Source organism: uncultured Corynebacterium sp. (genome assembly GCF_946998835.1).
Lineage (GTDB): Bacteria > Actinomycetota > Actinomycetes > Mycobacteriales > Mycobacteriaceae > Corynebacterium.
Map to the genome: position 1 here is coordinate 1 of NZ_CAMQAZ010000012.1, position 12427 is coordinate 12427.

The 12427-nt window shown below is 58.1% G+C and carries 12 protein-coding genes; 8 read left to right on the forward strand and 4 right to left on the reverse strand.

Annotated elements, in window-relative coordinates; translation table 11 throughout:
- Window positions 1-624: restriction endonuclease (locus Q0U90_RS05610; RefSeq protein WP_297452471.1), on the forward strand; the 624-nt coding region annotated here is incomplete at its 5' end.
- 94 nt (window positions 625-718) lie between these two features.
- Here Q0U90_RS05610 and Q0U90_RS05615 read toward each other — a convergent pair.
- From Q0U90_RS05615 to Q0U90_RS05630, 4 genes are all read right to left on the reverse strand, one after another.
- A complete protein-coding gene (locus Q0U90_RS05615) occupies window positions 719-1849 on the reverse strand; it encodes a hypothetical protein (protein ID WP_297452472.1) in 1131 nt (376 codons plus the stop codon).
- Window positions 1850-2642: 793 nt separating this feature from the next.
- Complete coding sequence (locus Q0U90_RS05620; RefSeq protein ID WP_297452473.1) at window positions 2643-3356, reverse strand: hypothetical protein; 714 nt, start codon at window positions 3354-3356, stop codon at window positions 2643-2645.
- Between the two features lie 121 nt (window positions 3357-3477).
- The gene (locus Q0U90_RS05625) at window positions 3478-4146 is read right to left on the reverse strand and encodes an LURP-one-related family protein (protein WP_297452474.1); all 669 of its coding nucleotides are present in this window, start codon (window positions 4144-4146) and stop codon (window positions 3478-3480) included.
- Window positions 4147-4186: 40 nt separating this feature from the next.
- Window positions 4187-4705: a type 1 glutamine amidotransferase domain-containing protein gene (locus Q0U90_RS05630; protein ID WP_297452475.1), complete on the reverse strand. Its 519-nt coding sequence runs from the start codon at window positions 4703-4705 to the stop codon at window positions 4187-4189.
- A gap of 182 nt (window positions 4706-4887) precedes the next feature.
- Between Q0U90_RS05630 and Q0U90_RS05635 the strand changes: the two genes are divergently transcribed.
- From Q0U90_RS05635 to Q0U90_RS05665, 7 genes are all read left to right on the forward strand, one after another.
- Complete coding sequence (locus Q0U90_RS05635) at window positions 4888-6519, forward strand: CTP synthase (protein ID WP_297452476.1); 1632 nt, start codon at window positions 4888-4890, stop codon at window positions 6517-6519.
- 48 nt (window positions 6520-6567) lie between these two features.
- Window positions 6568-7221, forward strand: a complete 654-nt coding sequence (locus Q0U90_RS05640; protein ID WP_297452477.1) for an NUDIX hydrolase — start codon at window positions 6568-6570, stop codon at window positions 7219-7221.
- Complete coding sequence (locus Q0U90_RS05645) at window positions 7218-8156, forward strand: site-specific tyrosine recombinase XerD (protein WP_297452478.1); 939 nt, start codon at window positions 7218-7220, stop codon at window positions 8154-8156. Before Q0U90_RS05640 ends, Q0U90_RS05645 begins: the two co-directional genes overlap by 4 nt.
- Before the next feature lie 130 nt (window positions 8157-8286).
- Complete coding sequence (locus tag Q0U90_RS05650) at window positions 8287-9162, forward strand: ParA family protein (RefSeq protein WP_038625574.1); 876 nt, start codon at window positions 8287-8289, stop codon at window positions 9160-9162.
- A gap of 3 nt (window positions 9163-9165) precedes the next feature.
- Window positions 9166-10008: a ScpA family protein gene (locus Q0U90_RS05655; RefSeq protein WP_297452479.1), complete on the forward strand. Its 843-nt coding sequence runs from the start codon at window positions 9166-9168 to the stop codon at window positions 10006-10008.
- Window positions 10009-10108: 100 nt separating this feature from the next.
- Window positions 10109-10723: an SMC-Scp complex subunit ScpB gene (scpB, locus tag Q0U90_RS05660; RefSeq protein ID WP_297452480.1), complete on the forward strand. Its 615-nt coding sequence runs from the start codon at window positions 10109-10111 to the stop codon at window positions 10721-10723.
- A 427-nt stretch (window positions 10724-11150) separates the two neighbouring features.
- Window positions 11151-12284 carry a hypothetical protein gene (locus tag Q0U90_RS05665; RefSeq protein WP_297452481.1) on the forward strand — a complete coding sequence of 378 codons (1134 nt, stop codon included), beginning with the start codon at window positions 11151-11153 and terminating at the stop codon, window positions 12282-12284.
- Window positions 12285-12427: the final 143 nt, after the last annotated feature.

The following is a 12427-nucleotide window of genomic DNA, read 5'->3' on the forward strand; positions in this document are numbered from 1 at the left end:
CATGATTCGCGAAACAAAGAGCACGATGATCGAGCATCTCCTGCGCACAACCGAGGAACTCTATGCGAGTCGGCAGAGGCTTCTATAAGTCCTGCAATGTCTCCATTAGAAATAGTGGAAGATGCCCAAGCTGATTGGAACGCGAAGGTTTCCACTGATCTACGGCAGCGTCTGCAGGACTCGACCCCAGAATTCTTTGAACGCGCAGTTATTGAACTGTTGTGGGCAATGGGATACGGCGGTGTCCACGGACAGAAAAAGCATCTGGGACGGTCGAATGATGGTGGCGTCGATGGAGTAATTCGTGAAGATGCCCTGGGACTAGGGAAAGTTTATGTGCAAGCCAAACGCTATGCTGACTCAAATTCCGTTGGGAATGGAGAAATAAGAAACTTCATTGGGGCGCTAGATTCTCGTGGCGCGAATAAAGGCGTATTCATCACAACTTCCCGCTTTACCAGCGGGGCAGTAGAAGCTGCAGCGAACTATCGGCACGGAACAATCGTCCTGATTGATGGCGTGAAACTATCCGCACTCATGATTGACTATGGCGTCGCGGTCCAAAAAGCACATGAGATTACTCTTTACGAACTGGATGAAGACTTTTTCGAAGAGGACCAGTAGTGCTCCTTATGAATGTTCCGATGCCTAAAACCAGCAGGTTCAACGCGCGCGTTTTTCACCGCCACCCCGCCCTTAGCCCCAAAGGCATCAAAAACTAGCTAGCACGCAGCTTGCTTTCAAATGCGTTCCGCAGGTTTACTGGCAACGACTGTCGTATGGAAAAAGGGGTTATCGCGACAAGTTCGTCGTAAGCGGGCGGATTTGTAAACTCATTTTGAATAATTGTTTGGAGAGCCTTAATTTCGGTATTAGTGGAGTTGCTTGCCCAGTAGCTAGCCAAGCGTTTGTCCAGTGGAATCCCCATCATCTTGCTGAAAACTTCAGAGGCTTCCTGAGCTGCACGTGAATTATCTGCAATATATTTTTGGCTGATATTTTTCACGTTATTTTCCCATTCTGCTTGTACTGCTCGGGCAGATCCCACATTAAAGGAATGGTATTCGTTATTTTTGAGGGCTTCCTCAATCTCGGCATTTCTCTTCGACCGGAAATAGAATGGGGCTACAATTGGCCCAATCAACATGAGCGGTATAAGAAGTAGGCCAAAAAGCGCGCTTAGGGGGCCGGGCAGAACCTCTACGAGGACTGCTAGGACAGCTACGATGAAGAGAGCTGCTAACGCCATGCCAACCAATGCACCAAAGCTATATTTCTCTGGAACTTCCCTATGCGATGAGTTTAAGGTAATTTCTGGCTTTGGTGGGTATTGTGGCGCTGGTAGAAAAATTCCGCTGACAAGGGCATCATTATTCCATTCTGGGTTTTTCCAGCTCGGGAATTGGCTAACAATTTCATCAGCGCGGTCTGCGACTACATTTTGCCATATTGCGCTTAGGTTTTTGTGCTTTTGAATGTGTTCAAGAGCTTTTGGCCGGTATTCATAATAATATTTACTACCTACTCCATCTCGCCATTGCGCAAATGAAATATTTTTCATATGCGTCATGTCTTCATGGTTCTGCACCCGGAATTGAGTTAGTTCGCTTTGTATACCCTGAATTGCAGATAGCGTTTCGGTATGGTGGCGCTCGGACTGGCGCATTTGCTGGTCGAGCTTGTTAATAGTTTCTTGCTGAAGTCCGTGAGTTCTTTTAGCATCTCGGTGGGCTGAGGCAAAGCCCGCAGCCATAATGATGTTTCCCGCATAGGTTGCGTGGAGCTGCTGTTTCGCCGTTCTTGCTGCTTCTTCTTGGACAGCTGTGTTGTGCCGAACGGCAGATGTCATGTCTGTGTACTTTGAATTCATGCTTTGAGCCATGTCTATATTTCTCCAGTATGTCTAGCGTTGGAAAACTGCTTACTGTGCTGGGATCAAGGAAAATTGTATTCTCTCTTGAGTTACTGGTCGATTGCAGGGTTAAGAGTGGTTAGCCTTGACGTGCCTTCTACTGTTGCTTTTCAACTGGCATCATCTAATTCAACATCGTGCGGCATTCTTCTTCTGAATATCCAGAGTTTAAGCAATTAGACCAGTCAATTTGTCCCTGAACCCACGGGGATGGCTCGTTGTTCTGAGGTTCTGGGGCAGTGTTTGTGGAAGGCCCATCATAGAAATTGTTGGCGCAATATTGCGTCCATCCGGAGGTGCCGTCGGTAAACCAGGTGGTGCCTTGCTCGTATAGGCCCTGCGAGGATTTCGCGCAATGTGAAATCGTCTTGTTTATAGCTGTTGGCTCGCCATTGGGCGCGCCGGTGTAACCAGTGGGTTTGGAGCTTTCCGTCGTTCGGGTCGGGGACGCCGACGGGGTAGGAGATTTGGTGGTGGATTGCGTCGTCGATTCTGTACTGCTTTCTGGGCGGGTGACAGTTTTGGTAACTGTAGTCGGCTCCGGTGCTTTTTCTGGTTCTCCGTTGGCGCAAGCCGAAAGGCACAGTGCTGGAATAGTCAGTGCGAGAGCGAAAACGTGGCGTTTGTGCATGTGAACTACCTTAATGTAAGAGCAGGTGGAAAGGGGTTTTTCTGTAACGCGAGGTCGGCGCGATCTATCTCGGATTCGCAACCTGCGCGGCCTCTATGTTTATGGCTGCCAATTAGACAGTCGCCAATTAGGCCAATTAGATGGCAAGAACTGAGTTATCCACCAACTCCGTGGCCACCAGCGGCGAGGAATTACGTCTGAATACTCTGGGTAGTCCGATATGAGAGTTCGAATCTCGCTGTCGTCTACACCAAGGCCGTGAAGTTTGGCGATTAGCGCCTCAATTTCCTCACTGCAAATATCGAGATCCCACGTCCCTGATTGTTCGAAATAATCGTGGAACAGGCGCTTTACCTCATCGGCGATTTGAGCATCGTCAACAACCCCGTGGCATTGGTTCGCCTTATCCAATATTGACTCCGCCAATGTGCGGCCTCCCTGGCACGAAGGGGAGTATGTCATGGGGAGCATTTTGAGCTCGTAGTAGCAATCCGGTTCCAACAGATTCGGGTTCATAGCCGCATCAGGATCTGGCCACAGGACCTCTTCGATGCGGGGGTGTTCGGCCAACATTGTTGCGACACCGAAGCACACGTGTGCACACGACTTCCTTGTGCCGAAGTCATCGCACTGACATGAAGTACAGCCAGGAAAAGTGAACCCATCAACCTGGACCTCGAAGCCATCGACGGTAATGCGGTAGGTGCCAGCTGCAACCTCGACCAACGGGGATTGCACTGAAAGCTTCTGCGCCGCCTTAACGTCATCTTCAGTGAAGAACGCCCTAATAATTGGCGAATCAAACGTGGTCATGCACTGAACACTAGTAAGAAGGCCGGATTGGGATTGAGGTCTTTTAGAACGCCTGTTCTTGTCTCCCCAGATGCGACAGCGTGCCATACGCAGAGTCAAAAAGTTAGGCACTCTCAATTAACTAGTCAGAGCGCTCCTTTTTCGCCATCAAATCCAGCGCAATCGCAGCGCTAATAATTGCGGCGCGCAATTGTGGCGGCAGGTCGTCTTTGAGCTGCAGCACGTAGCGCTCATGGCCAGTAAGTAGGTTCGCAAAACCCGACCACTTGCGTGACATCTGTGCAACGTCAATGTCGTTGATGGTGAAGGTGGCGTCGTAGTGCCAGAGGTTCCCGTCGACACTGCAATTGGCGAATCCTGGAACGGAGATTTCCAAGCGACGCTTGAAGAAGGCAAATTGTTGCTGAATAGTCGCCAGTAGACGCGGTGAACCCTGCCCAACTGGCCCTTGATTCTTGCCTGCGGAATCCGTCGCCTGCGGGTCGGGGTAGTAGACCTCATAGCGGTCCAGGGTGAGATCGGTCGGATCAGTAATGACGAATAGCGGAGTGCCGTTTGGCTCGGACACCGTCAGGCGACGAGAGCCCATAAACATTCGGCTCAGCGTGCTGCCAGTAGTTTCAATCTTTCCGATGCAATTGCCCTCGGTGTCCAGGATGTCGAAATCATCTGCCATGAAGTTTCGAATCTGCTGGATAACAACGGTGTTGTGCGAGAGCAATCCCCGGTAACGCCCGTTCTGTGGAATCTGATCCCACAGCGACTCTGGGTTATCCCAATATGAACTCATGGCAACAGCCGTCCTTTGGTGGTGCTAAAAGCCGAGTGGATTAGAAGTTCTCTACGAGTGCCTTGTTGAAGGCCTCGAGGTCAGCCGGAGTACGCGAGGAAATCAGGTTGCCGTCAACAACAACTTCCTCATCGACCCAGTTGGCACCAGCGTTAATCAGGTCAGTCTTGACGCTGATGTAGGAAGTAATCGTGCGGCCCTTCAGCGCATCCGCGTCGGTGAGAATCCAACCGCCGTGGCAAATCACGCCGATCGGCTTGTCGGCTGCGGCGAATCCCTTCACCAGTGTCACGGCATCCTTATCGATGCGAATCTGGTCAGCATTCACGGTGCCACCCGGCAGGATTAGGGCATCGTAATCGTCGGCGGAAACGCTGCTAGTGAGCTTATCGACGTCCACCTTTGTACCATTCTTGCCCTCAATGGAGCCTTCCTCCGTGGAAACCACATGCACGGTGGCGCCGGCATCCTTCACGGCCTCAGCCGGGCTCGTCAGCTCGGAATCCTCGAAACCGTTGGTGGCCAATACTGCAATGGTCTTATTCGTTAAATCAGTCATAGCCCCGAGGGTAACGGCACAGTCGCGTTTATGCATTCAGGCGACCGCAACCGTGGCTGCAGCTACGGCCGTCGTCAAGCCTTGTGGAAAACCCGATAAAGTTACCCAAATATGAAACAAATATCCGCCATTGTGAAAAATCGCTTGCGCTCATACCCGCGCAGGCGATAATCTGAAGTCCCGTGGTTACGAAATACATCATCGTTACGGGAGGCGTTGCCTCCTCCCTTGGCAAAGGCTTAACCGCGGCGTCGCTCGGCCGCTTGCTTACCTCGCGTGGTCTGAAAGTGACTATGCAAAAGCTCGATCCCTACCTCAACGTGGATCCGGGCACCATGAACCCCTTCCAGCACGGCGAGGTCTTCGTCACCGAAGACGGTGCCGAAACCGATTTGGACCTCGGGCATTACGAGCGCTTCCTCGACCGCAACCTCTCCGCCGGCGGCAACGTCACCACCGGCAAGGTCTATTCTTCGGTCATCGCTAAGGAACGCCGCGGCGAATTCCTCGGCCAGACCGTCCAGGTCATCCCGCACATCACCGACGAGATCAAATCCCGCATCGTGGCTATGGGGAATGCCGACGCAAACGGCGAAAGGCCCGACGTGGTCATCACCGAAATCGGCGGCACTGTAGGCGATATCGAATCGCAGCCCTTCCTGGAAGCCGCGCGGCAAGTGCGTCACGACGTCGGCCGCGAAAACGTCTTCTACCTGCACGTGTCACTGGTTCCGTACCTCGGCCCCTCCAAGGAGCTGAAGACCAAGCCCACCCAGCACTCGGTGGCCGAACTTCGCTCGATTGGTCTGGTTCCCGATGCCGTCGTTTTGCGATGCGACCGCGACGTCCCCGACTCCCTCAAAAACAAGATTGCGCTGATGTGCGACATCGACCGCGAGGGCGTGGTGTCCTGCCCGGATGCGCCGAGTATCTACGACATCCCGAAGGTCCTCTACGACGAGCACCTGGACACCTTCATCATCCGCCGCCTCAACCTGCCGTTCCGCGACATGGACTGGGCCGTGTGGGGCGACCTGCTCGAGCGCGTCCACAACCCGAAGGGCGAGGTCACGGTGGCTCTGGTCGGCAAATACATCGACCTGCCGGACGCCTACCTCTCCGTCGCGGAAGCCGTGCGCGCCGCCGGTTTTGCTCACCGCGTGAAAGCGAACATCCGCTGGGTCGCTTCCGACGACTGCGAAACCCCCGAGGGGCTGAAAGAAAACATGGCCGGCGTGGACGCGATCGTCATCCCCGGTGGCTTCGGCGGGCGCGGAATCGAAGGCAAGATCGCGGCCATCCGATATGCCAAGGAAACCGGCACGCCGCTACTGGGAATCTGCCTGGGCATGCAGTGTGTCGTCATCGAGGCGGCGCGCACCGCAGGTGTCGAGGGGGCGTCGTCGACCGAGTTCGACGAAAACACGACCGAGCCTGTAATCGCCACGATGGAGGAGCAGCTCCAGGCCGTCTCCGGTGAGGCTGACCTGGGCGGATCCATGCGCCTGGGGTCCTATCCGGCGAAGCTCGCCGAAGACTCCGTAGTCGCCGGTCTCTACGGCAGCGCCGAGGTTACCGAGCGCCACCGCCACCGCTACGAGGTCAATAACGCCTACCGCGCCCAGCTCGAAGAGGCAGGCCTGGTCATCTCGGGTACCTCGCCGGACGGCAAACTCGTCGAATTCGTCGAATACCCCACGGACGTGCACCCATACCTCGTGGCCACGCAGGCGCACCCGGAGCTGAAGTCACGCCCCACCAACGCCCATCCGCTTTTCGACGGCCTCATCGCCGCAGCCCTCAAGCGCAACTAACCTTGGCTCCGCGAGGTCGAATCCGGCCTACCTATTAGAGTAAATCTCATGGCGCACCAATTTGACGTTGTTGATTCCGAGATTGTTCTCGAGGCACCTATCCTCGCGGTTCGCCGCGACCAGGTGCGAATGCCGGGCGGGAAGGTGTCCGCCCGCGAGATCGTGGAGCATTTTGGCGCTGTCGCGATTGTTGCCGCAGATGAGAATAACCGTCTCTACCTGCTGAATCAGTGGCGGCAGGCGGCGGGGCGGCGCCTGGTGGAACTCCCCGCTGGGCTTCTCGATGTCGCGGACGAAGACCCGCTGGAGGCCGCTAAGCGCGAGCTGGTTGAGGAAGCCGGGCTGGAGGCCGAGTCCTGGTCCCTGCTTACCGATATGTTCAGCTCGCCCGGTTTCGCAGAGGAAGCGGTGCGGATCTACCTGGCCAGGGGGCTCCGTGCCGTCGATAAGCCGGAAGCCCACGATGAGGAAGCAGACATGACTGCGTCGTGGGTTCCGGTCGAGGATGCGGTGGCGATGGCGATGGGCGGCGAGATTTCCAACGGCATCGCGCTGTCGGGTGTGCTGTTGGCGGGGCAGGTGCTGCTGCATGGTGCCACGCCGCGCGCGGTCGCGGAGCCGTTTACGATTCGGCCGACAGCTCTGGCAAAACGCCGGACGCAGCAGCTCGGCGTCGGAGCGGACCTGAAACGCATCCGATGAGTTCAATTGATCCGCTTGTCGACGCCTTCGTGACCTACCTCGCGGTGGAAAAGGGCCTGTCGGCTAATACCCTCGCCAGTTATCGGCGCGACTTGGAGAAGTACCGCACCTATCTGCGGGGCATTGGGCGCAAGGAATTGGCGCAGGTCACTGAGCAGGATGTGACAGAATTCCTGGCGTATCTGGCGCGGGGAGATAAGTCGGCGGGCAGGCCGGCGCTGGCCCCAACCTCGGTGACGCGGGCGCTCTCGGCGGTGCGGACCTTCCACAAGTTTGCGGTGGGTGAGGGGGCGTTGGAGGTGGATGTCGCCAAGCGGGTGGCGCCGCCGAAGCAGCCTTCGCGGTATCCGAAGGCACTCAGCATTGATGAGGTCACCCGGCTGATCGAGTCCATCCCCGACGACGACACCGCAGACGTGACCGATCTGCGCAACCGTGCACTGGTGGAGTTTCTGTACTCGACAGGTGCGCGAGTGTCCGAGGTCACCGGCCTGGATATCGATGACGTGGACCGCGAAAAGAACCTCGTGCTGCTGCGAGGCAAGGGCGGCAAGGAGCGCATTGTGCCAGTGGGCTCGCCGGCCATGGTTGCGCTCGATGCGTGGCTGACACGCGGGCGGCCGAGCTGGGTGCGGTCAAACTCCGGACCGGCGCTGTTTATCAACTCGCTGGGACGCAGGCTGTCGCGACAGTCGGCCGGAAATACGCTGGCGGAGCTGGGGGAGCGCGCCGGGCTGAGCGTGAAAATTTCCCCGCACACCCTGCGCCACAGTTTCGGCACACACCTCATTGAAGGTGGTGCCGATGTGCGCGTGGTCCAAGAGCTGCTCGGGCACGCCTCCGTGACGACGACCCAGATCTACACCATGATCACCGCGGAGAATATGCGACGAGTCTGGGCAGGGGCTCACCCGCGGGCGGAATACTCGCGGTAATATGCGGCGGTAATACGCGGTGCTAGTAGGCGGCGGTAATATGTAGCGGTAATACGTGGCATTAGGCCGTGGCGGTAATATTATGGCGCAGTAGAATTGATGAGAAATCTTCAAGGAAGAGGGATTGACTGTGGCTGAAGAAGGGTTGTTTGAGGCCGATCGAGTTGAACTCGGTCTCACCGGTCGTCCGGTGCGCGAGCTGCCGGAACCCGCACCCCTGACCAGTCACGGCCCCGCGGTCATCCTGGCAATGTGTAACCAGAAGGGCGGCGTGGGCAAGACCACCTCGACCATTAACCTGGGTGCGGCACTGGCGGAGTTCGGACGTAAAGTCCTGCTCGTTGACTTAGATCCACAAGGTGCACTATCTGCTGGTCTCGGTGTCCCGCACGAGGAATTGGACCTGACCGTCTACAACCTCATCGTCGACGACACCACCGATGTCCGCGATGCCATCCACCATACCAAGGTCTCCGGCCTGGACCTCGTCCCGGCCAACATCGATCTGTCGGCGGCAGAGATTCAGCTTGTCAACGAAGTCGGCCGCGAACAGGCCCTCGGCCGCGCGCTGCGCCCAGTGATGAATGACTACGACTTCATCATCATTGACTGCCAGCCGTCGCTGGGCCTGCTGACCGTCAATGCGCTGACCATCGCCGAGGGCGTCATCATCCCAATGGTGGCCGAATACTTCTCCCTGCGCGGTCTGGCGCTGCTTACCGACACGGTGGCCAAGGTTCGCGACCGCCTGAACTTCAACCTGGAAGTCTCCGGCATCCTGGTCACCATGTTCGACCGCCGGACTCGCCACGCCAAGGAAGTCATGGAACGCCTCATCGAGGTCTTCGGTGACAAGGTCTTCGACACGGTCATCACCCGTACCGTCCGCTTTCCGGAAACCTCCGTCGCCGGTGAGCCCATCACCACCTGGGCGCCAAACACCCCAGCTGCGGCACAGTACCGCAACCTGGCCCGCGAGGTCATCGAGCGCAAAGGCCGCAAATAATAGGTGACTTCCCCGGATAGTTACACTCCCGAACCGTCGTCAAGCGAGGGCGTGCAGGAAGAGATTACGGGCTTCCGCGTCGCGCTCGCGAACTTCAACGGGCCCTTCGACCTGCTGTTGCAGCTGATTAGCAGCAAAAAAATGGACGTCACCGAGGTCGCGCTGGCGGCGGTCACAGACGAGTTTATTTCGTACACGCGCAGCCTTGATGCGGTTAGCGACCTCGACGAGATTACTGAATTCCTCGTCGTGGCAGCGACGCTGCTCGACCTCAAAACCGCACGGCTTCTGCCGCGTGGCGACGTCGACAGCGAAGAAGACCTCGAACTGCTAGAAGCGCGCGACCTGCTGTTCGCCCGACTGCTGCAGTACCAGGCCTACGGCAAGGTGGCCGACCAATTCGAAGAGTGGCAAAAGACCGCGCCGCGGCGCTATCCGCGGGCCGTGGGGCCCGATAAGCAATTCGAGGAACTACTGCCGCCCGTGCGCCTGGGCATGACGCTCGGGGAGTTTGCCGAGTTTGCGGCCGTCGTGATGCGGCCGAAGCCACCAGAGGAAGTCGGTGTGGGGCACATCCACGGCGTGCCCGTGTCCGTGCCGGAACAGGCGGGCAAGATTCTGGACTCGCTGCGGTTGGCAGGTGAGGGGACCTGGCTGACCTTTACGCAGCTGACATCGGAGTGTCGCGTGTCGATGGAAGTCGTCGGGCGGTTCCTGGCGCTGCTGGAGCTCTACCGCGCCCAGGCGATCGGTGTGGAGCAGGAAGAGGCGCTGGAGGAAATCCACGTGGCGTGGACCGGGCTGGACGTGGACCCGGCCGTCGTGGCGGCGGCGAACTGGGAGTAGATGGCTGGTGGTCTGTGCTGGCTGTTGGGCTCGGGCGGGCGTGCCAATTAGCGCCCGGTCGATTAGCGCCCGGCGCGGGAGGTTGCGTAATCTGACGCGCATGAGCGAAACCAGTTCCGCACCATCCGAGCACGCTACGGAGTCCGCGCCTGCTTCTTCGGCGCAGTTGCCGCCCATTGACCCGTTGCGAGCGGGCGTGGAGTCAATCCTGCTCGTGGTCGATACGCCGGTGGCGGCAGAGGATATGGCGCGTGCGCTGGATGTTTCCGCAAGTGATGTCCGTGACGTGCTTCGCGAGATTGAGTACGAATACCGTGCACGTCGCAGCGGCATTGAGCTGCGGGAGACGGATGAGGGCTGGCGCTTCTACACGGCTCCCGCGCACGCTAGCGCGGTGGAGCGATTTTTGCTGGATGGCTCGCAGTCGAAGCTCTCACGTGCAGCTATGGAGACACTGGCAGTGGTGGCTTACCGACAGCCGGCCACGCGTGCCCAGGTCTCCGGTGTGCGCGGTGTCAATGTCGATGGTGTGATGCGCACGCTGGTCGCGCGCGGGCTGATTGCCGAGTCGGGAGAGGACCCGGCAACCGGTGCGCATTTGTACGTTACGACGACGCTGTTCCTGGAGCTTTTGGGGATAGATTCGCTGGACCAGCTGCCTGACTTGGCTCCGCTGCTGCCTGAGGTCGACTTGATCGACGAGCCGCTGGACTAGGTGGGGCCTTAGCGGGGGGGGATAGGCGTGGCGTGGCGGGCGTGGTGGGGTATAGCGGGCCTTACTCCGGTATTGTGGATTCACTTCACGGTTATTGATTCACTTCACGACATGGGTGTCACTTCATGCCACCTCCACAGCTGGCACGAGGTGCCATAGGTGTCGTGAAGTCGCGTTTAGGGGCTGCTCACTGCCGCTCGCTGCGCACTGCGGGTCTTTGCACCCCTGCTGCGCTCACCGCACGCCCTGTGGATAACTCCCGAAAACTGCAAACTATCCACAGCCAGCGCCAAATCGACGCCTCCTGAGCCTCCGTGTGAGCCCAAAAATGAGAACGTAGCTCTCACAAACACTCACGCAACCGCAGCGCAAACAACGCCGCACACCCACCAACCAGCAATTTCATGGACCTCAGGAGCGCAATCCGATGCCGCAGTGGATCTACGACGCCGACGACATCATCCGAACCGGCCAGCAGCGCGAGTGTGCCCGCCCCAGCACATTCGCAATTTCCCGAATCGGCCAGCACTCCGACCGAGATCTCCACCAGCGGGTCAAACCCGGCAGCCTCTTGCGGCTCGCACACGGCGCGTACGTGCCAGTCGACAGGTGGCTCAGCCTAAACAGCACCGAACGTTACGTCCTGGAAATCAAAGCGCTCATCCATCGCGGCACCGCCACCGTAATCACCCGTGATGCCGCCGCCGCTCTCCACGGTTTACCTCTACTCACCAATGGCACTCCCATCGCAATAGCCAACTCCGGTCGCACGCGCGGGCAATCGCGAAGCACACCGAATGGCCCGTACCAGCCGCACAAACGCCTCCTCCGCGTCTCCGGCCGGATTCTCCCCGAGGACATTGTCGAAGTCGATGGCCGCCTTATCACCGATATCCCAAAGTCTGTCATCGACGTCTGCCGTTCCCGCACCCCGCACAATGCACTAGTGCTTGCCGACGCCGCCCTCCTGCGCCACACCGATACCGAGGAACTGTTGGCCACGTTGAACGCGTATCCCCGTTCTCCGGGAAATGCCCAGGCCAGAAGGTTGTTGAGGCAAGCGACAGCGTTGTCGGAGAGTATTGGTGAATCGCTTACTAAAGGGGCAATCGTTCAGGCGGGCATAGCCGCCGTCGATGATTCTCGGGCCCCGTTGCTTCAGCAGGTGTCCTTTCGGGATGAGCGTGGCTTCATCGCGCGTGTGGACTTCTACCTCCCCGAACTTGGTCTGGTCGTCGAGTTTGATGGCCGTATGAAATACACCGACGGCGGGGTTGCGGACACGCAGGTGGCAATCGCAAAGGAGCTGGAGCGCGAAAAGCGCCTGAAGAATCTCGGGCTGAATGTCATCCGAATCGTTTGGTCACAGCTTTTCGACGGCTCCGCCGTAGCCACTTTGCGGCAAGTGGCCGCGGAAATCCGGCGTCATCTAGCAAATGGAGGCAGTTGCTATCGAGGTAACTACGCCTTCGCTCGGCCGCCCATCACGATTACAGGAAAGGCGGCCGAGCTGGCTATGCGTCGCCGGCGAGTGTGGAGCCAAGCGGGGCGGCTGTACTAGCTCCTGTCCCGCTTGCCGCTGGCGCTGACGCTGACGCTGCCGCTGCCGGCCCCTCCCGCTTCCTGCTTCCGCTCTCGCTCCCCGCGCCCGCTGTCATCCGCAGGCCAATTCTCCACTTCACGACACCCATGTCACCTCATGCC

Bases quoted from the DNA above. Each gene is read 5' to 3' on its own strand.
- Q0U90_RS05625 (WP_297452474.1), bottom strand. From the start codon at position 4,146: ATGAGTTCATATTGGGATAACCCAGAGTCGCTGTGGGATCAGATTCCA.
- Q0U90_RS05665 (WP_297452481.1), top strand. From the start codon at position 11,151: ATGCCGCAGTGGATCTACGACGCCGACGACATCATCCGAACCGGCCAG.
- Q0U90_RS05645 (WP_297452478.1), top strand. From the start codon at position 7,218: ATGAGTTCAATTGATCCGCTTGTCGACGCCTTCGTGACCTACCTCGCG.
- Q0U90_RS05630 (WP_297452475.1), bottom strand. From the start codon at position 4,705: ATGACTGATTTAACGAATAAGACCATTGCAGTATTGGCCACCAACGGT.
- scpB (WP_297452480.1), top strand. From the start codon at position 10,109: ATGAGCGAAACCAGTTCCGCACCATCCGAGCACGCTACGGAGTCCGCG.
- Q0U90_RS05640 (WP_297452477.1), top strand. From the start codon at position 6,568: ATGGCGCACCAATTTGACGTTGTTGATTCCGAGATTGTTCTCGAGGCA.
- Q0U90_RS05615 (WP_297452472.1), bottom strand. From the start codon at position 1,849: ATGACATCTGCCGTTCGGCACAACACAGCTGTCCAAGAAGAAGCAGCA.
- Q0U90_RS05620 (WP_297452473.1), bottom strand. From the start codon at position 3,356: ATGACCACGTTTGATTCGCCAATTATTAGGGCGTTCTTCACTGAAGAT.